This is a genomic window from Treponema sp. UBA785 (genome assembly GCF_002297065.1).
Classification (GTDB): Bacteria; Spirochaetota; Spirochaetia; order Treponematales; family Treponemataceae; genus Treponema_D.
Genome location: NZ_DBJD01000091.1, coordinates 39,870 through 61,536, shown reverse-complemented (window position 1 = coordinate 61,536; position 21,667 = coordinate 39,870). Strand labels below are relative to the sequence as shown.

General features: G+C 39.0%; 21 protein-coding genes and 4 tRNA genes. 5 read left to right on the top strand and 20 right to left on the bottom strand.

Annotated features, from left to right (window positions below):
• Positions 1-29: 29 nt before the first annotated feature.
• The 6 genes from greA to B2X33_RS08455 form a co-directional block, all read right to left on the bottom strand.
• Positions 30-2,747, bottom strand: coding sequence for a transcription elongation factor GreA (greA, locus tag B2X33_RS08480; protein ID WP_296668994.1), 2,718 nt, complete (start codon positions 2,745-2,747; stop codon positions 30-32).
• 36 nt (positions 2,748-2,783) lie between these two features.
• Positions 2,784-3,722, bottom strand: coding sequence for a hypothetical protein (locus B2X33_RS08475; RefSeq protein ID WP_296668992.1), 939 nt, complete (start codon positions 3,720-3,722; stop codon positions 2,784-2,786).
• Positions 3,723-4,049: 327 nt separating this feature from the next.
• Positions 4,050-4,129, bottom strand: a tRNA-Leu gene (locus B2X33_RS08470).
• Positions 4,130-4,187: 58 nt separating this feature from the next.
• Positions 4,188-4,260, bottom strand: a tRNA-Lys gene (locus B2X33_RS08465).
• 27 nt (positions 4,261-4,287) lie between these two features.
• A tRNA-Arg gene (locus B2X33_RS08460) sits at positions 4,288-4,361 on the bottom strand.
• A 49-nt stretch (positions 4,362-4,410) separates the two neighbouring features.
• Positions 4,411-4,482: transfer RNA gene (locus B2X33_RS08455), tRNA-His, on the bottom strand.
• Between the two features lie 317 nt (positions 4,483-4,799).
• Between B2X33_RS08455 and B2X33_RS08450 the strand changes: the two genes are divergently transcribed.
• From B2X33_RS08450 to csrA, 5 genes are all read left to right on the top strand, one after another.
• Complete coding sequence (locus tag B2X33_RS08450) at positions 4,800-5,240, top strand: hypothetical protein (protein ID WP_296668991.1); 441 nt, start codon at positions 4,800-4,802, stop codon at positions 5,238-5,240.
• 21 nt (positions 5,241-5,261) lie between these two features.
• Positions 5,262-7,130: a flagellar hook-associated protein FlgK gene (gene flgK, locus B2X33_RS08445; protein WP_296668990.1), complete on the top strand. Its 1,869-nt coding sequence runs from the start codon at positions 5,262-5,264 to the stop codon at positions 7,128-7,130.
• A gap of 133 nt (positions 7,131-7,263) precedes the next feature.
• The gene (locus tag B2X33_RS08440) at positions 7,264-8,508 is read left to right on the top strand and encodes a flagellar hook-associated protein 3 (RefSeq protein WP_296668988.1); all 1,245 of its coding nucleotides are present in this window, start codon (positions 7,264-7,266) and stop codon (positions 8,506-8,508) included.
• Positions 8,509-8,571: 63 nt separating this feature from the next.
• A complete protein-coding gene (gene fliW / locus B2X33_RS08435) occupies positions 8,572-9,015 on the top strand; it encodes a flagellar assembly protein FliW (protein WP_078929737.1) in 444 nt (147 codons plus the stop codon).
• Positions 9,015-9,242, top strand: coding sequence for a carbon storage regulator CsrA (gene csrA / locus B2X33_RS08430; RefSeq protein ID WP_273443248.1), 228 nt, complete (start codon positions 9,015-9,017; stop codon positions 9,240-9,242). The genes fliW and csrA overlap by 1 nt, the downstream gene beginning before the upstream one ends.
• 54 nt (positions 9,243-9,296) lie before the next feature.
• Here the strand turns inward: csrA and tsaB are convergent, their stop codons facing one another.
• The 14 genes from tsaB to B2X33_RS08360 all read right to left on the bottom strand — a co-directional run.
• Positions 9,297-9,971 (bottom strand): tRNA (adenosine(37)-N6)-threonylcarbamoyltransferase complex dimerization subunit type 1 TsaB, encoded by a 675-nt coding sequence (gene tsaB, locus B2X33_RS08425; RefSeq protein ID WP_296668986.1) that lies wholly within the window; start codon positions 9,969-9,971, stop codon positions 9,297-9,299.
• Positions 9,968-10,420, bottom strand: a complete 453-nt coding sequence (tsaE, locus tag B2X33_RS08420) for a tRNA (adenosine(37)-N6)-threonylcarbamoyltransferase complex ATPase subunit type 1 TsaE (RefSeq protein WP_296668985.1) — start codon at positions 10,418-10,420, stop codon at positions 9,968-9,970. The genes tsaB and tsaE overlap by 4 nt, the downstream gene beginning before the upstream one ends.
• A complete protein-coding gene (locus B2X33_RS08415; RefSeq protein ID WP_296022717.1) occupies positions 10,417-10,686 on the bottom strand; it encodes a hypothetical protein in 270 nt (89 codons plus the stop codon). Before B2X33_RS08415 ends, tsaE begins: the two co-directional genes overlap by 4 nt.
• 81 nt (positions 10,687-10,767) lie before the next feature.
• On the bottom strand, positions 10,768-11,838 hold the full coding sequence (locus B2X33_RS08410; RefSeq protein ID WP_296668983.1) for a PilZ domain-containing protein: 1,071 nt from the start codon (positions 11,836-11,838) through the stop codon (positions 10,768-10,770).
• A complete protein-coding gene (locus tag B2X33_RS08405) occupies positions 11,839-12,426 on the bottom strand; it encodes a DUF8042 domain-containing protein (protein ID WP_296022719.1) in 588 nt (195 codons plus the stop codon).
• A 58-nt stretch (positions 12,427-12,484) separates the two neighbouring features.
• A complete protein-coding gene (fliD, locus tag B2X33_RS08400; protein WP_296668981.1) occupies positions 12,485-14,560 on the bottom strand; it encodes a flagellar filament capping protein FliD in 2,076 nt (691 codons plus the stop codon).
• Between the two features lie 39 nt (positions 14,561-14,599).
• Positions 14,600-14,974 carry a flagellar protein FlaG gene (locus B2X33_RS08395; protein WP_296022721.1) on the bottom strand — a complete coding sequence of 125 codons (375 nt, stop codon included), beginning with the start codon at positions 14,972-14,974 and terminating at the stop codon, positions 14,600-14,602.
• 114 nt (positions 14,975-15,088) lie between these two features.
• A complete protein-coding gene (locus B2X33_RS08390; RefSeq protein ID WP_296022722.1) occupies positions 15,089-15,943 on the bottom strand; it encodes a flagellin N-terminal helical domain-containing protein in 855 nt (284 codons plus the stop codon).
• A gap of 441 nt (positions 15,944-16,384) precedes the next feature.
• The gene (locus tag B2X33_RS08385) at positions 16,385-17,245 is read right to left on the bottom strand and encodes a flagellin N-terminal helical domain-containing protein (RefSeq protein WP_078929749.1); all 861 of its coding nucleotides are present in this window, start codon (positions 17,243-17,245) and stop codon (positions 16,385-16,387) included.
• Between the two features lie 387 nt (positions 17,246-17,632).
• Positions 17,633-18,265 carry an RdgB/HAM1 family non-canonical purine NTP pyrophosphatase gene (rdgB, locus tag B2X33_RS08380; protein WP_296668979.1) on the bottom strand — a complete coding sequence of 211 codons (633 nt, stop codon included), beginning with the start codon at positions 18,263-18,265 and terminating at the stop codon, positions 17,633-17,635.
• 44 nt (positions 18,266-18,309) lie between these two features.
• Positions 18,310-19,242 carry a hypothetical protein gene (locus tag B2X33_RS08375; RefSeq protein WP_296668978.1) on the bottom strand — a complete coding sequence of 311 codons (933 nt, stop codon included), beginning with the start codon at positions 19,240-19,242 and terminating at the stop codon, positions 18,310-18,312.
• A gap of 297 nt (positions 19,243-19,539) precedes the next feature.
• Complete coding sequence (locus B2X33_RS08370; RefSeq protein ID WP_296668976.1) at positions 19,540-20,520, bottom strand: DHH family phosphoesterase; 981 nt, start codon at positions 20,518-20,520, stop codon at positions 19,540-19,542.
• A 93-nt stretch (positions 20,521-20,613) separates the two neighbouring features.
• Complete coding sequence (locus B2X33_RS08365) at positions 20,614-21,057, bottom strand: hypothetical protein (RefSeq protein WP_296668974.1); 444 nt, start codon at positions 21,055-21,057, stop codon at positions 20,614-20,616.
• Between the two features lie 20 nt (positions 21,058-21,077).
• Positions 21,078-21,667, bottom strand: a 590-nt coding sequence (locus tag B2X33_RS08360; RefSeq protein ID WP_524539506.1) for an ornithine carbamoyltransferase, incomplete at its 5' end; no start/stop codon positions are given.

The following is a 21,667-nucleotide window of genomic DNA, read 5'->3' as shown; positions in this document are numbered from 1 at the left end:
GTCTTGAAAGGCAGCCTCTTTTTTACCTTTTATTTGGCAAGTCTAATCGATTTTACAGTGTAGTCATTTTTGTGTTCGTTAATTGTAAATTCAAGTTTTTCGCCGACTTTTGAATCGAGAATTGCATTGCCAAACGGAGACATGTAAGAAATGATACCTGCATCCGGATCTGATTCCCACGGTCCCATGATAATGTATTTTTCGTCTTTTCCTGTAGCGTTGTTTGTTAGAACGACTTCTGTTCCAAAAGAAACCATCGAAGTTGTAGCAGTTGTTGGATCGAAGATAACTGCACGTGCAAGTTCGCCCTGAAGACGGTTCAAGTCGTTGTTGAGCTTGTGCTGCGCTTCTTTTGCGGCGATATATTCAGCGTTTTCTTTCAAGTCGCCTTTTTCCTTTGCATCCGCAACTTCCTTTGCAATTGCTGGAATGTCAACAGTTGTCATTTTTGCTTCGAGAGCCTTTTTCTCGTCGAGCTTTGCCTTTGTGACGAGCATTCCCTTTGGAGCGTTTGTCTTTTCCTCTTTTGCGCGGAATTTGTAATCTGGATACTTTGAAAGAATTTTGTTGCGCAAAGCCTGCTTGTAAATGCCTTCAAGGTTAACAATGTCATCAACAAGAGTGTAAAGGTGAGTCATTGTGTCCATGTCGCATGAAAGCATGTAGTTTGCATAAGCATTTTCGCCGTCAAAAATCAATTTTATTGCGTTTTTAATGATTTTTTTATTTTCTGTAGTATCAACGTGATTATCGATTTCACGGTAAGACTGATCGATAATGTTTACGATTGTAATCAATTGTTTCTGATAAGAAATTCCAGACTGTTTAAACCATTCGTCATCCTGACATTCTTCAAAGAAGAAGAGGACTGCATTGCGGTAGTCGCGGAAATTTTCAAATACTTTTACGGCAAGTTTCTGAACTTTTTCTGTATTTCCATTTTCAATAATTTCGTTGAGCATTTTTTTGTTCAGAACTGTCGGGAAAAGCTCAATGTACTGGTCAACCCAGTCAGACAAAAGTTTTATCTGGTTTAGAAAGTCAGCCTGGAAACTTGTATTTTTTGTGTCTTTGAGAAGAGTGTACATTTCGCGAGGATTGTCAATGTCGCGGTAGAGCTGTTCAAAAGTGTAGTTGAGCTGAACTGCCAAAGATGGCATTTCAGCACCTACTTTCTGAACTATAAGGTAAGAAGCTACAACCTGCTCGTTTGCCTGATGTGCGCCTTTTAAAAAACCCTTGAAATAGTTGTACATATCCATGAAGAATTCGCTGTCTTTATCAGCTTCTTCGTTTTTGAAAAATCTCATGAAGACATCTGCACGTGGAGCGAACTGTTTTTCAGCCTTGAATTCGTTGCTGAGTTTTTCTTCTGTAGAAATTTTAGCATCACGAACAATGTATTCGTTAATGTTGTTTGGATTTACACCAAAAATTGGATTTGTTTCGAGAGTTTTTTTTGCGGCCGTGTTCCAAGAAGTCCATTCTCCAGGAGTCAAAATAGAAGGAACTAGTTCCGATTTGATTCTTTTGAAGTCGCAGCTGTTTCCGAAAGACTTGATTATAATTTTGAGAGCCTGAGTTTTGTCGCGGTTGTCCTTGAAAAGTTTCTGTAAATCGTCCTTTGATTTTGTTGCCTTGAGAACCCAGATGTGGTCGCGTGCAAGAGGCTGGAGCGCGCTTACTGCCATTTTGAGAGACATCTGCTTAACTCCGTTCTTTCTTCCAAAGTTGATGAAAAGATTGTCATTTTCTACTTTTGTGATGATTCCAACGCCCCATGTTCTGTGGTAAATGAAATTTTTTACGCCAAAAGCAATGTGTTTTTCAAAATCATTGATTGCCTCAAATACGTTGCGGAAATTCTGAGTAAGGTTTGATGAAGCGATAAAGTCGTTGACGTTTGGATTTTTAGCGTATTTTCCCTGGAAGCAGGCTGCAATTTCGTTTCTTGCCCAAGAATCTTTTGGATCGATTCTGAGAATTATTTTGAGAATTTGAATTGCAATATCCCATTTTTTAGGATCTGAAGGCGCGTTGTCTTTGTAGTACGGATAAAGACCGTGAAGAAGAAGAGAGCTTTCTTCTGCGCTGATTGATTTTTCTACTTTGCGCTGTACGAGAAGGAAGAAGTCAATTTCGTCAGGAATCATAGAAACGAGTTTTGCCCAAGTTTCTTTTAATGCGGTTGGGTTGTTTGTATTAACAAAGCGGAGAAGTGCTTTTTTGCAATAAGCAACGGCATTTTTTACATCGCCTTCTGCTTCGTAATGTTCTGCGAGAATTTTTGCGATTTCAGCTTCTTCAACGTCAATTTTTACAATTTTTTCGTAAAGAGCCCAAGCTTTTGGATCATTTGCTGCACGGTAAATATCTGCAAGTGTGCGGAGGGCAAATTTGTTATTAGGATCAATGTCGAGAATTGTTTCGCAAAGATAGGTTACAACCGGTTCTTTGTAATTTTTCTGGAAAATGTCTACAAGAGTTACCAAATTCGAATTGTCAAGATCTCCATGTTTTAAACCGAGAATTCCCGAAATATAAAGCGCAATGATGCTGTCTTTTGTGTGAGAAAGCTGTTCATCACAGATTGCTTTTATTTCCGCAGTGCAATCCTCTGCTTCTGCTTTTTCGATAATTTCCGACAGCTCGATAAGGTTGTTCTTTGTGTAGTTGCCGATTGCTGCTCTTGTCCAGGTTGCCTCTTTGAGCATGTCCTGTACTTTTGTAACGATTTCTGCAGACATTTTATACTCCTGTAAAAAAAATTATTCCAAAACTTATTATTTTATATACAAGTCATAGACATTTCTGTCTAAAATCTTGATTTTTAGTAAAAGGTCGCTAACTTCGCTTCCAGTCTGGTTTTTCTGAATGTAGTGATCAACTAACCAGAAATACATGTAAATCAATTTTGGTTTTAACTGATTTACATTGTTAGCAGGATTTTTAATTTCGTTTTCCGTTTCATAAATATCCTGCTTTAATTTTAAAACCTCTACGCTCCGAAGCTCACGCTTTATATTAAAAACTCCATAAAGAACCGCATAAACTGGAATCCAATATTGAAGTTCTGAGCCGCTGTATCCGTGGTCGTCTTTTATTTTCTGAACAAGACATTTTATAAGTTCTGAATCTAGCATGCTTATATCGATTTTTCTTGCGTCGATAAAAAATGCTTCCCGAAAAAGAACTTTTGACTCGTTTTCCAACCCGCACAGGGCACAGCAGTCGGCCATTTCGGCAATTATCTGCGCCGAACCAGGAAGAAATTTATTTGCCTCCATAAGGTTTGAACGCGCAATGTCGTACTTTCCGAGTTTTTTGTTGCAGATTCCGATTTTTAAAAGCAAATCTGCCTTTTGAGCCGGAAGTCTTGTATTTTCCTGTGAAACAGAACTAAAACTGTCCAGTGCAAGAGAAAACACTCCTGTCTGCACCGAAAAAACTGTTCTTGCAAAAATTTCTTTTTTTTTGCCGAACGCTTCCTCGAAAGTTTTCCACTGAAATAGAATGCTTTCTCCACGTTCGTAAAAGTCGGATTTTGCCAGTTTTTTTATAAAATCAATCCAATAAGAACAGCACCAGACTGCAAAATCAATCTCTTTGTTGTCGAGGTTGAATTCCAAAATATCCGCAAGAAGTTTTTTTGCCTCTGCTGGCTCTCCTTGAGAAAGCATTTTGTAAGCCTGTTTTAATCCTTCTTCAGATTGAACACTCATAACGACTGTATTAAATTTATAGCAAAATGGGGGTGTTAGTCAATAAATTATAAAAAAAAGCAAAAATGGGGCATAATTTATACTTTACTTGAGTAAATAAGTCAATGGTTTTTTCTGTTAATTTTTTTTAATTTAGTTACACGTAAAAATAACAGAAAGTTTTTAATAAAGACAGCGAATTTTTGGTTTGGCTCTAAGTTTTGGACGGAAAAACAACATGCAGCTTGTTTTTTTTTGAGAAAATTAAGAATGAATTTAAAACCAATAGAGGAAATGACTAGATTAAGAAAAAATATGTTTGCTATTTTTTATGGGGGGGAAGAATTTTGCGAGAGAAGGGACTTGAACCCTTACGCCGAAGCACTAGATCCTAAGTCTAGCGTGTATGCCAATTTCACCACTCTCGCAGATTACGGCAAGGACAGAAGTCTCGATCCCGATTTTTTATTTCGTAAAACCGAAATATGAGCGACCGGGGGCTCGAACCCCGGACCCACAGATTAAGAGTCTGTTGCTCTACCAACTGAGCTAGTCGCCCGAAAATCTTATCAGTTTTTATACAATATGCGTCTGACACGGCTCGAACGTGCAACCTACGGATTCGAAGTCCGTTGCTCTATCCAGTTGAGCTACAAACGCGTTGTATTTAACCAGCGAGCTCCAACACATAAAAATGTATTTGAATGTGGGTGCCTAGTGGGGTTCGAACCCACGACAGCCAGATCCACAATCTGGAACTCTACCGCTGAGCTATAGGCACCGTGTAACTGATGTGAATAATTCTATCAAAAAACGAAGATTAGTGTCAAGATGAAAAATTGTGATTTCTGGATTTTTTAAAAATTTGAATAAAAAACTGTCAAAAACTGAGGAACTTGTTTTTTTTTGCGGAAATTTTACGCCGGGGTGGAGTTGCGCGAAGCGTTCGCAGACTGAAAGTATGCGAATGAGCGTTTAGCGGAACAACGGAACACCGGAGGAGACAAAAAAAATTCGTCCAAAATAAAAAAACGGTTCTAATAAGAAAATAAATTAAAGGGTGGCTTTTGTTTTTCCGAAAATAAATTGAGGAAATTTATGGAGCAGGCTTTAAAAATGCAGCTTTTGGAAATTTTGAAAAAACAGTCTTCTTTGCTGGATGAAATTCTTGTTGTTCAGAAAAATGTTCACGAATGTGTTGTAAAGAGGGTTTGGCTCGAACTTGAAGAGTGGCTGGAAAAAATGCGCTGTTTAAGCGATGAATTTGCCGAACTTGACGGACGCCGGGAAAAAATTTCTTCGGAAGTTAGTTTTAATTCGGAGCTGGAAATTGCCGTGCTTGTCCGCGAAGTAAAGTCTAAGCTTTTGAAGTCGAAAATTGAAAACAAAATTTTAAATGAATATATTTTTAATACTAGGAAATTTTTGAAAGGAATTTTTGAAGAAGTTTTGCCTGAGCGCAGAAATACTGTTTATTCGCATTATGGAAAAATCGTAAAGCCGGAACTTCACAATGTTGTAATAGACCAGATTGTTTAGGCTGGAACGGAGGAAAAAAATATGGCTAACGCTTTTGCAGGAATTGAACTTGGAAAAAGAAGCATAATGGCTCATTCGCAGCAGATTCAGACTGCCGGCCACAATATTTCAAACGCTGATACTGAAGGTTACAGCAGGCAGCGTGTTCAGGTTAAGACTTTTGATCCTCTTTACAGACCTGACCTTGCTCGTGCGGAAACTCCAGGACAGATTGGTCAGGGAACTACGATTGAAAGCATAACTCGTCTTAGGGATGAAATGCTTGACCAGAGAATTGCTGCGCAGTCAAACAACGAATCTTACTGGGCTACTCGCGAACAGTATTACACTATGATTGAGCAGGTTTACAATGAACCGAACGATGTTTCTGTCCGGACGAATATGGACAAATTCTGGCAGTCTTGGCAGGAGCTTTCTGTTTATCCGGAAAGCAAGGCTGCCCGTCAAGCCGTTGTTACCCGTGCGGACAGTTTAACTCAGTCTATTTCTGGCCGCTATAATTCTTTGGCTGGAATAGGAACTCTTTTGAACGGCGATATTGAAGCTACTGTAAAGCAGGTAAATGATTATGCAAAGCAGATCGCTGATTTGAACGGCGAAATTGTGCGTTCCAAGGCGATGGGCGATAATCCGAACGATCTTATGGACAGAAGGGATTTGCTTGTTGAGAAGCTTTCTGGTCTTGTGGAAATAACGAGCGACAGCCGCGACAGCGACGAGTTTATGGTTCACGTCGGCGGACAGGTTTTGGTTCAGGGAAGCGTTGCCCGCGGTTTTGATCTTGTTGCCCAGGCTGACAATAATGGTTATGACAAGGTTGTGTGGAAAGACACCGCTCTTAACGCTGACATAAAATCTGGAAAACTCGGCGCTTTGATTGAGCTGCGTGACAGTGATATAAGAAATGAAATTCAGGCATTGAACACTATGGCTGTAAATTTTGCTGATTTGGTAAACGATGTTCATCGCGCTGGAATCGGTGCGAACAATGAGACAGGGCTTGATTTTTTTGTTCAGCATCCTTTTGTTACTGATGTCAAGGGAAATTATGACCGCAACGGTGACGGTGAAGTTGATACGTCTTATATTTTCCGTTTTTCCGGTAAAAATTCGTTAAATCCTCAGGAAAAAGTCGGACTTGACGGTGTTATGACTTTGTCAGGCCATTCAGGAAATGTTGCTGTTCCATATTTTGCAAATGACACTGTGGAAGATGTAATTGCAAGGATAAATGATTCTCAGGGCGAGGTTAAAGCTTATCTTGACCGCGAAAATAAACTCGTTTTAAAAGCGGGCGCTTCTGAATCAATGGAAAATCCAGACTTTGTGCTTCGCCATGTCGAAGATTCAGGACTTTTCCTTGCCGGTTATTCAGGCATTTTGAACGGAAGCGGCGCAGAAAACGCTTATGATTTTGCTCGCGCCGATGCGGTTGATTCTCTGGCTGGAGAATATTCTGTTGCTCCTGTTATGAATCCTGGCGGATATATTGCCGTTAGCGAAAAAATAAAAAACGACCCGAATTCAGTGGCGACAGGTTTTCCGAACGGCCAGGGAAGGGCTTCGATTGGAGATGCCCGTGCTGCTGTAGAAATTGCTTCAATCCGCAACACTGACGTAATGATTGGAACGAGCCGCACTTTTGACGACTATTTTGCAGAAACTGTCACAAATGCCGGTCTAAAAGGCGAACAGGCGGAAAATATGCTTTTGAGCCAGAATGCGATTATGAATGATTTAAGGAATTTTAGGGATTCTATCAGCGGCGTAAATATCGATGAGGAGCTTGCCGACATCATAAAATTTCAGCATGGATACAACGCTGCGGCAAAATATGTTTCTGTAATCGACCAGATGCTTGATACGATAATCAATCGTCTTGGCGTTTAGTTTTTATCTTTACAAGTTTGCGTTGCAAACTTACTAATCAATTGCAATTTCTCACTTTGATACGGAATTGCAGTAAAAGGTCAATCCTAAAACTGAAGTTTTTAGCTTGGCTTTTTATGGGAGAAATAAGGCTATGAGAAGAATCAGCAGTCAGATGAATAACAACAATACTCAGAACAATCTTCGTATTCAGGAACGCCGCTTAAATAAAATAAACAACCAGATAGGAAGCCAGCAAAAAATTCAGTCTTTGCGCGATGATCCTGTTGCTGCAGGCCATCTTGTAAAATATCAGTCTTATCTTAACCGCGTAAACAATTTTGAAAAAAACGGACAAACTTTAAGCGACCAGTTTGTGTATCGCGAAGGTTATATGCAAAATTCTCTTGATATTATGCAGCGTGTGCGTGAGCTTGCAGTTACTGGAGCAAACGGAATTTATAATCAGGACGATTTGCGGAATATGGCTGTAGAAGTTGATGAACTTTTGCAGGAACTTGTTCAAAACGCGAATGCTACTGGTCCTGACGGAAATTCAATTTTTGCAGGCACAAACACAAACTCTCCTGCGTTTGAAGTTGATTTAGGTCATGTTGACGGTGCTGTTCAGCCTTTGATTTCTTCTGTTCGCTATAACGGAACGATTGATAAGAATAAAGTTGAAGTTGATGAAAATAAATATATTACAGTGGACAATGTTGGTTCAAAGACATTTTGGGCGGAACCTCAGCGCCTGTTCAGCGGACGTGACCTTTCTTCATGGCAGGCAAAGGAAAGCGGCGTAATAAATATCGACGGTCAAAAAATTCAGATGGAAAGCGGAGATACAGTATATTCTCTTGTTGCAAAAATCAACAGTTCAGGAGCCGCTGTAAAGGCTGCTGTCGATCCTGTTACGAACGGATTGAACCTTACAACGACGGATTCTCATCAACTCTGGCTGGAAGACGTTTCTGGAACTGTTTTGAATGACCTTGGAATAATAAAAGATTCAAGTCAAAAGCCTCCTTACAATATGGCGGATAATGTTCGTGTTTCGGGCGGTTCTCTTTTTGACAGTGTAATTTTGCTCAGAAATTCCCTTTTAAAAGGCGATGGAGATACAATCGGAACTCGCGTTCTTGCCAGCATTGACTCTGGAATAAACAATCTTACTACCCGCGTTGCAAAGTCCGGAAGCGAATATGAAAGGCTTCAAAACGACATTGTGCGGAATTCTGCGACTGCGCTGAACGTAACTTCTCAAATTTCTAGGGAAGGCGATCTTGACATAACACAGGCCATTACCGATCAGAAAATGCTTGAATATACCCAGCAGGCAACCTTAAGCAATGCCGGAAAAATGTACAGTTCTTCTCTCTTAAACTACATGAAGTAAAGTTTAAATTTTGAGATAAAAATTGAATGAAATTAAAAATAATTGGGAGGAAAATTTTTAGCAATGGAAGTAAAAACAAAAACAATGGGAACTGTCAATGTTGATGAAAGTCAAATCGTCAGTTTTCCAAACGGTCTTTATGGTTTTGAAGAATATCATAAATATGCGATTATAGAGGCGGAATACAAACCTTTTTACTGGCTTCAGTCTCTCGACGAACAGAACCTTGCCTTTATAATCGTTGATCCGTTTTTGATTGTAAATGATTATGAACTCGACATTGATGACAGAACTCTCTGTGAAATCGGCATTGATTCTCCGGGCGATGTAATTTTGTTCGCAATAATTACAGTTCCGGCAGACGGAAGCGCTGTAACTGCAAATCTTCAGGGGCCGATTGTTATAAACCGCAAAAATCGGACAGCTCTTCAGGTTATACTTTCTGATTCAAAATGGACCACAAAGCATAATATCATCAAAACTTTAAACGATAAGGAAAAAAAGTAATGTTGATATTGTCAAGAAAAGTAGATGAAAAAATAAAAATTGGCGACAACATTACAATCACTTTGATTGAAGTTCGCGGAGATCAGGTTAAAATCGGGATTGAAGCGCCAAAAAATGTAAAGGTTTTCCGTCAAGAAGTTTTTAATGCAATTCAGACAGAAAACAGGGAAGCTGCCGCAAATTCGCAGACTCTCGAAGCGCTTTCTAAATTCTTAGGCGGAAAATAAGTTTTTTTGAAGAAAAAGTTAGTCTAATCAAGAATAAAAAAATCGGCTTAAAAACTACATGTTTTCCAAGGCGATTTCTGCTTCGCTTTTGCGCAGATATTCAGGCCCTTCAAAATCTTTGAGGGGCTCTTTTTTTTCTTCAATCATTTTTTCGGCAATATTGAAAAGATTTATGCAGGTGTTTATTTGCGCGTCAAAATAAATAACGTCCAGAGAAGGGCTGTTTTGTTTGAGTTCTTCTGCAAAAAGCTTTGCATCCGGTCCGACGCAGAGAACTTTTTTTGTTTTGTCGATTACGGAAATTACTTTTTCTATCGTCGTGTCTTCCGGCTCAAGAATTGTCTTTTTATTTTCGTAAATTCCTGCAAAAAACTGTTCTTTTTTTGCATCGACTGTCGAAATTACAAGTCCTTCAAAATTTTTAAATGGCGAGGCGTAACATTCGAGTGTGGAAACTCCATAAACAGGCTTGTTAAATGCCAGCTCAATTGATTTTAAAGCGGAGAATGCAAGCCTCAAACCTGTAAAAGTTCCCGGACCTTTGCATAAAACCGTGTAATCGAGTTCTTCAGGTTTTAAATCGACTTTTTTTAAGACAAAATCAATGGCAGGCAAGAGTTCCTGGCTTTGTTTTTGTCCTATATCCAGCGACAGAGAAGTCGTAATATCATCATTTTTCGCGCTGACTGTCATGCAGCCAGATGCGCTGTCTATTGCTAAAGCTTTCATTTTTTTCCCCATAAAAAGTCGCCGTAAGGCCAGTTTTCGAGCGTAATTTTTCTTCGGCAGCCATCGGCGCTTTTCTGAGGCTCAAGCCGAATTATTATTGTTTTTTTTGGAAGCGAATCCATAATTTTTTCTGACCATTCGATTATGCTTACGCCGTTTCCATAAATCAATTCTTCTGCGCCAAGATTTATAAAGTCGTCAGTTCCGTTAAGGCGGTAAACGTCCATGTGATAAAGAGGAAGTTTTCCTTCGTATTCGCTTATGAGGCAGAATGTCGGGCTAGTGATTGTATCTTCAACTCCAAGAGCAATCGCAATTCCCTTTGTAATTGTTGTTTTTCCTGCCGCAAGAGTTCCCTGCATTGCAAGAATATCGCCTTTTTTTAATTTAGAACCTATTTTTTTTCCAAATTCAATTGTCTGCTCTGGTGAATCTGTATAAAAAGTCATATTGGTAATAATCCTTCGTTGTCCATTGAAAGAATTTTTTCTTTTATTGATTTTGTTACAGGCAAAACTGGATAATCAAAATTTGTGCCGTACGGATAATTTAATGTGACTGTCTTTCGTCCGAACGGATCAACTTCTATTGTAAAAGAAATCTCTACATCTTCCTGCTTTGAGAGAAAATCGATTTTTGCAATTGCAGTATAATTTCGGCGGTAATAAATCAAATTATCTTCAACGCCAATAGAACTGATTTCTAAAACTTTCATGTCTTTACAGAATAATCTAATCTAATTTTACCGTCAATAACAGTATTGCTGTTAAAAAGTCTTATGAATTTTTTTTGCATTTCAAAATGTTTCATAACCGCAGGCGAGTGCATTTATTCTATTCATAATATTTTTTTCAATTTTTACAAATTTTATGTGAATAATATATTCGTTATTTTTTGTTTTTGTAGTTCGGATTATAAAGCCGATTGCGCAGGCTTCTGTTTTTCCGTCAAAAGGAGCTGTTACTTTTAAATATTGCTCTGCTTTGATGGCAAGTTTTGTTGTTATCCTGCATCCTCCGGCAGAAATATCTAAAAGTTGTCCTTCATGTATTTTTTCGCTTGCTTTATATTCTGTTTTGTTGCCGTCAATTTCTGGTTTTACATAAGAAAAACTGCAATCTTGAAAAAGGTCAATTCTCGGAAAAGCGCGTTTTGTTCTGGAAAATATTTTATCGCTGTGGGTGCAGACAAGAAGGTCTGTATCTCTTTTCCCTTTCTGATAACGCACAACCCGGACTTCTATTTCGTAAGGCATTGAGTCTTTGTACACAAAAATCAACTTTATTTTTGAAAGAATTGCTGGTCTGTCCTGGGCAGGCAAATCTTCCGGAAGCTGAAAATGAAGTTCGTACTGATTTGAATCGACAAGAACGGTTAAAAAATGAATTCCCTGCGATGGAGTGTAATTAAAAGTTGTTCCGATTGGAATTACGCGCGAAGTTTTTATAATGGCAGAAGATTCAAACGTTTTTACAAGTTTTGCCCTGAGCGAAAAGATAACTGATTTTGCATTTTCATCTTCTGTGTTTTTTAATGAATTGAATTCACTTTTTAAGTATGAATTAAATGTATTTGTTTTATTGAGAATGTAATTTATGTTTGGGAGCGGATGTTCTGTGCAGATTTTAGAGAAAAGTTGTTTTTCGTCAGTTGAAAGTTTTGCGCGTTTTGAAATTTCATTTATATTTTTTTTTGAAGTAGGGCGGTTTTTGCTTTTTTCTGCATATGAATCTGAAATTTTATATTTTTCGAGAATTTTTGAGATGCCCCATAGAATTACAAGTATTGTCGCAGCAATAAGAGCAACTAGCAGAACGGAAAGAATATTTATGGAAAGCCTTGCTGCAATCGGTGAACCAGAATTCATTTATGCCTCCAGAGCGTCTGCCAGGCTGCCGAGCCGCGGGCTGATTTCGTATTCTGCCAAATCGCCCAAAAGGACTGTGTCCTTTGATTCAATAGCCTGTTCAAAGTCCTTTAGAATCGGAGACAAATCTGCGAAAAATTCGACAAAAGTTTTGCCTTCGATTTTTATTTTTCCAAATTTCTGAGGAAACAAGGCGGAAAGACTTGCTGTGTGGCAAATGCTGTCGATTAAATCAGCAAGCGAAGTAATTATTGAATTTGCTTCATTGTCTTTTCCAGCCTGAAATTTTACAGGAAGTTGTTTTAATTCTTCTGAAAGTTTGCGGCAGATTTCTTTTTCTTCGTTGAAAGAATTTTCGATTGCATCCTGACTTATAATTTCAAGTTCAATTTTTGTGTCCGGACACAATTGTTTTTCGGCAGTTTTGTCAAAATCTTCTGCACTGATATTTTTTCCGTCAACGATAATGCTTATGGTCGTTGCGTTTGATTTCGCACATTCTTCTTCAAAACCTCTGAGAACATCTCCGATTGTTTTTTCGTTTTCGAGCTCAACATCAATCTTTGTCCCGTTTACATAAAATTCCATAAATTTTTCCTGTTTCTGTAAGTTATAAAAATTCAAATTTTAGCTTAGATATATTTTACTATTGTTTTCCGTTGTTTGCAAAGTTTGAGATTGTATTTGACTGTGCGTTCAGACTGTTCAAGGTTCCTTCCATCTGTCCGTATTTCGACCTTAATTGCGCTTCTTTGCTGTCTATTTGACGTTCAAGAGTTGCAATCTTTGTTTCGGACGATTGAATCCTTGTTTTGAGAGTTGCGTTTTTATTTGCGATTATTCCGCCGCTCTGAACCCAGGAACCTAGCTGCCTGTCGAGTTGATATGCAATGCCTGAATCAACGATTAAATCTCCGTCAGAATCGTATCCAAAAATATTTTTTATCTGATCGAGGTCGTTTTCCAGAGCCTTGTCCAGCTGTTTTTCGTTTATTTCAAGGTAACCGCGGAGCTGGCTTGCGGAATATCCTCCTGAAGAACCTGTCGCCCTTGTTGAAATTCCAAGCTGATTGAGCATTGTTATTGCCGCATTTTCTGACCAGCGGTAACTTCCAGAAACAATTGATTGCAAGGAACTTTTTCCGGAACGTAGGGAACTGTCTCCAAAAAACATTCCGAGCCTTTTTTGCGCGTTTTCCTGCTCATCGCTTGTAAGATAATCTAATTCAGAAATAATTTCCGGCTTGTTTTCGCTCAAAATGTTCATTTCTGCCAAAACCTGATTGTAAGTTCCTACAAATTGAATTAGAGCGTCTTTTGCAGATTCTTTGTCCGGTTTTATGTCGATTGTCGCGGTCTTTTCAGTTGAATTAAATACATTCAGCGTTACATGAGGAATTACATCGTCTATTTTGTTTGTCGGACGGTTTACAGTAATTCCTTCGTACTTGATTATTGCATCTCCTGCAGTTGAAACCGGATGCACAGCTTCGTAGCCCAAATCTTTTTTTGAGTCATAAACCGTAAACTTTGAAACAGCAGCCGCTTCTCCTGTGTTTCTGTTTCGTATAACAATGCTCTGAATGTCCGGATAATTTTTTAAATCAACTTGAACTGTTTTTTCTCCAGTTTCTTCATCAATAGCAAGACTTGCGGTCTTAATCTGAGTTTCCTTTCCATCGGCAGTTCTTGCGTAAAAGTCTGTTTCGCCGGCAATTGGCGTAAGCAGGGTAGGAGGCACTGGCGGAAGTTCAACTTGTGTCTTGTCGTTAAAAACAGTCACGTCTTCGTAAGTAACTTTGCCTGCTTCCTGAAGTTCCGGCCGGGTAGTGCGGATAAGGTTTAATTCATCGGTTATATCCTGGGTTTCAAAGGTTGAATACGTGAATTCAATTCTATTATTCTTGTTTTCAAGAATTTCGTCATTAAGTTGAAGTTCAAGTCCAGAGCGCGGAGGAAGAATATAGCGGTTTTCTTCTGAATCCCATTCAACTTCTTTGCTTGTAATTTCCGGCATTCCAGACTGTTCTACCGCAGGAACTGGAAATTCGTCCTGAGGCGAATAAAAATCTTCCAAAGACGTTCCGATTTCCTGAAAGTCAGCCTTTGTTTTTGCAATGATTCCGTGTTTCAGGGCGAATGAAAGCGCATCATCCTTAAAAATTAAAGTATTTTCATCGCCAGTTTTTAATGACTCAAGTAAAAGCGACTGTTTGCTGTTTGAAACACCGACGATGCTTGCTTTTATTGTGTTTGCTCCGCGTTTATTGAGAGAATTTACAAATTCCGAAACTTTTCCGCCTTTCCAGTTAAAAGAAATCGTTTTGTCTGCAACCTGAAAACTGTATTTCCCTTTTGGAATTGAAAAATCTTTGTCCAGCTCTTCCGAAAGAAAACGGTCTGATGTCGCCGGTTTTACAACATCAATTTTAATTTGACCGTAAGCTGCTTCTCGTCCGGGTGTTGCGGTTATTGCATTTTCGTCAGTTGAAGTCGAAATTTTATTGTTGAAGGGATTGTCAAATGAGTAAAGAGTTTTTGTATTTGTGCGAAGAGCCGTCATCTTCTGGCTCATTCCGTTCCAGGCATTTTGCTGTTCCTTGTACCTGTCGAGCGACTCCTGCTCCCTTGTAAGCGGAAGCCGCTCTTTTTTAATCAATGCTTCAATAAAATCGTTAGTCTTATATTTGTCACTGACTCCAGGTATTGATATATCAGCCATGTTGTAATCCTGTAAATTATGCTAATGCAAGAAAATGAATTAAATCATTTCGTCAAACAATACTCCGATTGCTTTCCGTATTCTTACTTTTAACTTTTGAATGTCTTCGGAAGGAATTTGTTTTATGACTTTATCAGTTTTTGAGTCAACAACGGTAACAACGACTTGATTCAGTTCCTTATTTACCGAAAATTGGACTTTTCTACCCGAAACAACATCTGATAGTTTTTGTAATTGACGGACATCTTCTTGTAATTGGGCATTTTTGTCGGAAATGTTTTGAACCACTTGTGCAGCATCTGCCATAGGCATCTTTACTTCCAGTTTTTGCGGAATTCTAGATGCATAAACATTTGCGGAGTTTGCTGATATGCGGCCATCCATTGCCGGCTGCCCTATTGAACTTATTGTCATGGGGCTTTCCTCCTGAAAAATGAAAGAAGAAGGAGGGCGCACCCCTTCTTCTTTACGCTTTTATTCTAAAAAAGATAACATCCAGGAATCTCTTAAATAATAAAAGCGATTTTGCTATCTGAGCAATGCAAGTACGTTCTGTGACTGGCTGTTTGCCTGTGCGAGCATTGCTGTACCAGCCTGTGAAAGAATCTGGTTTTTTGTATACTCAACCATTTCAGAAGCCATATCTGTATCACGGATGCGTGACTCAGCAGCCTGAAGGTTTTCTGCAGCTACGCCAATACCGTTAGAAGCCATTTCAAAGCGGTTCTGGTATGCACCGAGATCTGCACGCTGTTTTGAAACTGTCAAAAGCGCGTTGTCGATTGATGCAATAGCCATGTTAGCTTTGTCTGGTGAATCAATTCCAATCTGTTCATCAGATCCCTGGGCTCCTTTAAGTCCAAGAGCTTCGGCTGTCATAGTGCCGATGTATACACGAGCGTTCTGGTCAACATTTGCACCGATCTGGAACTGCATAATGCGTCCTGATACTGAATCTGAAGCGAATGCGCCTGTAAGAGTATTCATTCCGTTGAACTGAGCCTGGGAAGCGATACGATCTACTTCTGCAACGAGCTGAGATACTTCAACCTGAATCTGCATACGGTCTTCATCGCTGTAGATGCCGTTTGATGACTGAACTGCGAGTTCACGAATTCTTTGAAGAATGTCTGTAGTTTCCTGCAAATATCCTTCTGTAGACTGAATGAAAGAAACACCATTCTGAATGTTTCTGTTGGCTTGATTCAATCCACGAATTTGGCTGCGCATCTTTTCAGATACTGCAAGTCCTGAAGCGTCATCGCCAGCTTTGTTAATGCGCTGACCTGAACTGAGTTTTTCGATGTTTGCCTGCAACTGTTCATTAGAAACTCCCAGTGTGCGATTTGAGTACATCGAACTCATATTGTGATTAATAACCATAATTTGTGCCCTCCATGCAAAAAAACATACGACTTCATGCCGTAAGTCCTGCCATTGTGCGGTTTGCAGTCGGTTTTGCGCCCCCTTCTGCAATTTTAGTCCATCAGCAGGAACTGTTATTCGTATTCTGTATAAAAATACTAATAACCGTCCATACTGTCACAAGGTCATGGAGAGCTGTTTTCAAAGATCATTGGCATTCCTAAAAAAATGCCCGGTTTTTCAGATAAAACTGCAATAAAATTACAGCTTTTTGTTCTGCAAAACTCTATGAATAAGATTATAGCAAAAAAATCTGCTAAATCAAATTCTAAAGTTAGGTTTTTAGTGTTTTTTGTGAAAAAATAAAAAGAAGTAGAACAAAAACACCGCAAAATTTGTCAGAAATTCAAAAATGATTTTAAAATCATACTTAGATTTCTGACAAATTACTATACAGCACTATCTAAGCAAAGACAATACGTTCTGTGATTGTGAGTTTGCCTGAGCAAGCATTGCTGTTCCAGCCTGTGTGAGTACCTGGTTCTTGGTGAATTCAACCATCTGCGAAGCCATGTCTGTGTCACGGATGCGTGATTCAGAAGCCTGCATATTTTCAGCTGAAATATCAAGTCCGCGAACTGCATATTCCATGCGGTTCTGGTAACCACCGAGATCGGCACGCTGCTTGTTAATCTTTTTAAGAGCTTCGTCGATAGTTCCGATTGCGCGGTTGGCCATATCAGGAGATGCCAAACTCATTGGAGTTTCAGTACCGATTTCGCGGATACCGAGAGCTTCCGATGTCATTGTTCCGATGAATACCTGCATACGCTGATCCATGTTTGCTCCAATGTGGAACCACATAGAACCTGTAACAGTGTTTTCACCTGTAGACTGCGCAAAACGTCCTGTGAGCATGTTCATACCGTTGAACTGTGCTGTAGATGCAATGCGGTCTACTTCTGCAACGAGCTGAGAAACTTCAACCTGGATCTGCATGCGGTCTTCGTCGCTGTAGATGCCGTTTGATGACTGAACTGCAAGTTCGCGGATACGCTGCATGATGTCTGTTGTCTCCTGCAGATAACCTTCTGTAACCTGAATGAAACTGATACCATTCTGTGCGTTCTGAGAAGCCTGGTTCAATCCACGGATCTGGCTGCGCATTTTTTCAGATACCGCAAGCCCAGAGGCGTCATCACCAGCGCGGTTGATTCTTTCGCCTGATGAAAGCTTTTCCATGTCTTTTTGAAGACCCTGGTTAGTTACTCCTAACTGTCTGTTTGAATACAGAGCTGACATGTTGTGGTTAATGACCATAATTTTTTCCTCCATGGAAAATTGTCAATCCAAAATCCTTTTTGGACTGTTTGTAAAAGGAAACTTCTGCATTTACAAGGCTACATCCATTTCCTTTTACATTGACTTGTTTGGACATCTGTTTCATCGAAACATTTCTGCCCATAACTTGTCTTTATTCTTATCGGCATTGGAAATAAATATCTTTAATAAAAAATTCAATTTTTTTTGAACTTTTTGAAAAAAATAGTTGAGCGAGGAAGTGCAATTTTACGTGCAGGCAGATTGCAAAATTTTCTGGCATAAAATAGTCAGCTATACTATGTACAAAAAAACACGGTCTGCCAATTTTTTGTGACAGACCGTGCATTGTAGTGTAATTCAAGATGAAATAAAAAAAAATGAATTTTAGCCTTGTTTATTCAGATTTTTTAAGATGTCAGAAATTGCTCGCGCTGCTTTTCCGCGGTGAGAAATTCTATTTTTTTCTTCGGCTGAAATTTCTGCGACAGTTTTTTTGTATTGCGGAAGATAGACAATAGGATCGTAGCCAAAACCTCCGTTTCCTGCCTGTTTTTTTATGTCGTCGATTAGCTCGCCTTCAAAGGTTTCCTGGGCGACAAAAAAACGTTCACTGTTTATGAGCAAAACCATTGCGCAGACGTAAAAACATCTGCGGTTTTTTGAGCCTGTTGCGTTAAGCTGCAGAATAAGGTTTTCATTCTGCTCGTTTTGCGGCATTTTGTGACCGTCTGGATAACCGCGCATAAATTCTGGACCTGCATAGCGTGAAGTGTAGATTCCTGGTGCGTTTGCGAGGCTTTCTACGCAGATTCCTGAATCGTCTGCAATTACAGGTTCATGGACAAGCTCGTAAAGGGCGCGCGCTTTTATGAGGGAATTTTCGTAAAAACTAGCGCCTGTTTCTTCTGGATCAAATTCGATTCCAACGTCTGCAGGGATTAAAATTTCACAATCAGAGAGAATTTCCTGCATTTCTTTCTGTTTGTGCCGGTTGCCGGAAGCTAAAAATAATTTCATAAGCTAAATATACTCCAAAAAAAAAGTGGTTACAATAAACGAATTCATTCATCGTCATTTTTGCCGTTTTCCTCTTTATAATTTTGGGCATTTTCAATAAATGGCATAAAATTGAGTGTTTTTTGACGGTGGGTTAAGAAAAATGAAATACGCCGCTCTTTTATTCCTGTAACTTTTGCAATTTCTGCAACTGTAGGAGAAGCAACAAATCTGTGCTTTAGAAGGCTGTTGATATTTTTCCAGCTGTTTGTCTGGTTTTCGTATTTTTCCGAAAGTCTGTTGTAATAAGATGAAGATGTATCGATTTTCGAAATCTCGAAAAGACCTCTCTTATGAAAGAAAAATGCGCGGTTTCTCCGTTCAATCATATAATTTCTTTTTGACCTTTTACAGGCTGTCCTTAATTTTAACTCCTCAATTTCCTGGCAAAAATGTTCATGGTTCATTTTTAAAAATTCAGATATGTTTTTGAGCATTGCAGGATCTATTTCGTTGCAGGCTTTGCAGGCGCAAATGTGAATGAATTCCTTTAGAATTTCCTGCTTTTTTTTGCTCATGTTGTCCAATGTTTTTGAAAAATTTCGTTTTGTCTGAAAATTATGGCTTTTTTCGATGTAGTCTTCGTTCATTTTTTCCTGTCTGTATTCAAAGTCAAGAATAGACTGGTCTTGCAGGCATTGTTCGCCAGCTTTTGTTTTTACCTGTTTTTTAACCCAATTTTTGTAAGTATGCTTTATGCATGCTCTTAGAAAAATTGTAAAGTTGATGGAGCTTTTTGTGTAATTTTTTACGTATTGAATAAAAACTGAAGAGCCGAAGAGCAAAAAATCGCTCAGCTGGTCTTCTGTAAGCGTAGAAAGTCCATATTTTTTCGGATTTTTAAAGATTTCTTCCCAGATGATATTTCTGGCCATTTGCTCCGTAATTTTTTTTGTTTTTAATAACTGCGGAACCTGAAAAATTTGAATTTGCTGCATTTGCTGCCTCCTGTTTTGGAAACAGCAATTTTTATGCCAATTTTTTTTTATGTAAAAATGATGAAATTTTCGTATTTTCTTGCAGGTTCTTGCAAAATCATCCAGAAAACTTGCAAAAAAATTCATTTTCTTGCAAAAACTTGCGGCTTTCTTGCAGAGTTATGCAAATTCTTGCAAGAACTTGCAGCTTTCTTTCGGAATTATGCAAATTCTTGCAAAAACTTGCAATTTTCTTGCAAAATCATGCAAAAACTTGCGAAATCTTTAAACTTTCTTGCAAAATCTTGCAGAAAAACTTTATAAAATTTTTGCAAATTCTTTTTTTATTTCGGGAATAAGGTTTTCCAGCTTGCCCTGAATGCTAAAACCTGCTGCATTTTTATGGCCGCCACCGCCAAAATGAGAGGCAATTGCACTTACGTCACAGTCGTCTCTTGAGCGAAGTCCTCCTGTACAACTGAATTCCGTATCTTGGCGCAAGAAGGCAACAGCCTCGATTCCTGTCGTTGCAAGGAGAAGTGAATAAAGCGCGTCGCTGTCTCGTCCTTCCTGACCGTATTTTTTTGTATCTTCCAAAGTTTCGTATGTAATTGCAAGTTTGTCGTTGCAAACTCTTTCTGTTCTGCCTAAAAGAATTCCGAGAAGTTTTCGTGTTGAATAAGGACGGCCGCCAGTTATCTGGTCGTAAACTTTTCTAGGATTTACGCCTGCCTGAACGAGTCTTGCTGTCTGTAAAAATACTTCTGTTGAATCTGAATTAAGAAATTTAAAATATCCTGTGTCTGTGCTTTGTCCTATAAAAAGATAATTTGCAACTTCCGAATCTACAGGGCCGATTAATTTTTCGTAAATCTGCTGAACGAGGCAACAGGCGGCAGGAGCAGAGGAATCGATTATGCAGTTGTCAGATACATCGGCAGTAAGGTGATGGTCTACGATAAAAGTGTCCAGTCCTGTCAAATCTCCTTCAATATCTCCAAGCCTTTTTAATTCTGAGCAGTCAAGAATTATAAGACCAGTTTCTTTTCGTTCCGGCTCTGACAAAAATTGAGGCGTGTCTGAAAAAAAATGTGCTTTTGAAGCGATTTCATTGCGTTTGAACGGACCGGCGCTTAAAAGCTGGTATTCAAGATTTAGCTTTTTTAGAATACAGGCCATTGCAAGGCAGCTGTAGATGCAGTCTCCGTCTGGCTCTTTGTGTCCGATTACAAAAAAGAAATTGTGCGACTTTAAAAATAATTTAAATGAATCGATTTGTTTGTCAGTTATGATTTTCATAAATTTTCCTGTCAAAAAAAAGAGCCATCATAGAAAGGACGGCTCTTTTTCTTTTTGAGACTCTAAAAAGAAATGTGAATCTTTAGAGATGTTTTAATAAACTATGTCGAATGTATCTTTGTCGGCATTTACCTGGACGTTGCTGTCTGCTACTCCCCAGGCAGAATCTGCACGGCTTATCGGCATTGTAAGAATTACCTGTTCAAATTCTCCATTGCGGTAGAGAACTGTCATATAAGGAGACATTCCTGTAGAAAGCTTGCGGAATGCGAGTTTTCTTGGTGAAGATTTGTACCATTTTTTTGGAACTACAACATTGCCAACTTCGCGATGACCTTTTGCATACATTACGATGTAAGCATCTTTTTGGTCGAGGACTCTGTAAACTGTTACATTTTTGTAACTCATTTCAGATTCATGAAATTCCTTTTTGTAAGAAGGTTCTTGTTTGTCTGCGCTTTCCTGTGCAGTTGCGCTAAAAATGAATCCAGCAGAAAGAACTGCAGAAATAAGTCCAACAATGAGAGTTTTTTTCATCTTGAATCTCCTGGTTATGGCTAGATAAGTGCCAGCATGATTGCTTTAATCGTATGCTTGCGGTTTTCTGCTTCGTCCCAAACTTTGCTTGCGGAACTTTCAAAAACATCCTCGGTAACTTCCTGGCCTAAGACCGCTGGAAGACAGTGCATAAAAATTGTGTTTTCTTTGCCTGTCGCAGTCATAAGTTCTTTGTTTACCTGATACGGTTTGAGCAAACGGGTTCTTTCTTCTTTGAGCGCTTCTTCACCCATCGAAACCCATACGTCAGTATAAAGGCAATCTGCTCCTTTTACAACCGAAATATCATCTGAAATTTCAATTTTTGCTCCGCTTTCTTTTGAGAACGGTTCGCACAAATCCTGAATGTCTTTTGGAGGAAAAAGTTCTTTAGGGGCGAATATTGCAAAGTCAATTCCCAGTTTTGCAGAAATAATCATAAGGGAGCGCGCTACGTTATTGCGTCCGTCTCCGCAGAAAACCCATTTCAAGCCCTTGAGTTTTCCGAAATTTTCCTGAAGCGTAAGAATATCGGCAAGTGCCTGCGTAGGATGAAATTCGTCTGTAAGTCCGTTAATTACTGGAATTCCTGAAAATTCTGCAAGCTGCT

What these genes read in the sequence shown, in the direction of transcription:
- greA (WP_296668994.1), bottom strand. Translation starts at nt 2,747, where the DNA reads ATGTCTGCAGAAATCGTTACAAAAGTACAGGACATGCTCAAAGAGGCA.
- B2X33_RS08475 (WP_296668992.1), bottom strand. Translation starts at nt 3,722, where the DNA reads ATGAGTGTTCAATCTGAAGAAGGATTAAAACAGGCTTACAAAATGCTT.
- B2X33_RS08450 (WP_296668991.1), top strand. Translation starts at nt 4,800, where the DNA reads ATGGAGCAGGCTTTAAAAATGCAGCTTTTGGAAATTTTGAAAAAACAG.
- flgK (WP_296668990.1), top strand. Translation starts at nt 5,262, where the DNA reads ATGGCTAACGCTTTTGCAGGAATTGAACTTGGAAAAAGAAGCATAATG.
- B2X33_RS08440 (WP_296668988.1), top strand. Translation starts at nt 7,264, where the DNA reads ATGAGAAGAATCAGCAGTCAGATGAATAACAACAATACTCAGAACAAT.
- fliW (WP_078929737.1), top strand. Translation starts at nt 8,572, where the DNA reads ATGGAAGTAAAAACAAAAACAATGGGAACTGTCAATGTTGATGAAAGT.
- csrA (WP_273443248.1), top strand. Translation starts at nt 9,015, where the DNA reads ATGTTGATATTGTCAAGAAAAGTAGATGAAAAAATAAAAATTGGCGAC.
- tsaB (WP_296668986.1), bottom strand. Translation starts at nt 9,971, where the DNA reads ATGAAAGCTTTAGCAATAGACAGCGCATCTGGCTGCATGACAGTCAGC.
- tsaE (WP_296668985.1), bottom strand. Translation starts at nt 10,420, where the DNA reads ATGACTTTTTATACAGATTCACCAGAGCAGACAATTGAATTTGGAAAA.
- B2X33_RS08415 (WP_296022717.1), bottom strand. Translation starts at nt 10,686, where the DNA reads ATGAAAGTTTTAGAAATCAGTTCTATTGGCGTTGAAGATAATTTGATT.
- B2X33_RS08410 (WP_296668983.1), bottom strand. Translation starts at nt 11,838, where the DNA reads ATGAATTCTGGTTCACCGATTGCAGCAAGGCTTTCCATAAATATTCTT.
- B2X33_RS08405 (WP_296022719.1), bottom strand. Translation starts at nt 12,426, where the DNA reads ATGGAATTTTATGTAAACGGGACAAAGATTGATGTTGAGCTCGAAAAC.
- fliD (WP_296668981.1), bottom strand. Translation starts at nt 14,560, where the DNA reads ATGGCTGATATATCAATACCTGGAGTCAGTGACAAATATAAGACTAAC.
- B2X33_RS08395 (WP_296022721.1), bottom strand. Translation starts at nt 14,974, where the DNA reads ATGACAATAAGTTCAATAGGGCAGCCGGCAATGGATGGCCGCATATCA.
- B2X33_RS08390 (WP_296022722.1), bottom strand. Translation starts at nt 15,943, where the DNA reads ATGGTTATTAATCACAATATGAGTTCGATGTACTCAAATCGCACACTG.
- B2X33_RS08385 (WP_078929749.1), bottom strand. Translation starts at nt 17,245, where the DNA reads ATGGTCATTAACCACAACATGTCAGCTCTGTATTCAAACAGACAGTTA.
- rdgB (WP_296668979.1), bottom strand. Translation starts at nt 18,265, where the DNA reads ATGAAATTATTTTTAGCTTCCGGCAACCGGCACAAACAGAAAGAAATG.
- B2X33_RS08375 (WP_296668978.1), bottom strand. Translation starts at nt 19,242, where the DNA reads ATGCAGCAAATTCAAATTTTTCAGGTTCCGCAGTTATTAAAAACAAAA.
- B2X33_RS08370 (WP_296668976.1), bottom strand. Translation starts at nt 20,520, where the DNA reads ATGAAAATCATAACTGACAAACAAATCGATTCATTTAAATTATTTTTA.
- B2X33_RS08365 (WP_296668974.1), bottom strand. Translation starts at nt 21,057, where the DNA reads ATGAAAAAAACTCTCATTGTTGGACTTATTTCTGCAGTTCTTTCTGCT.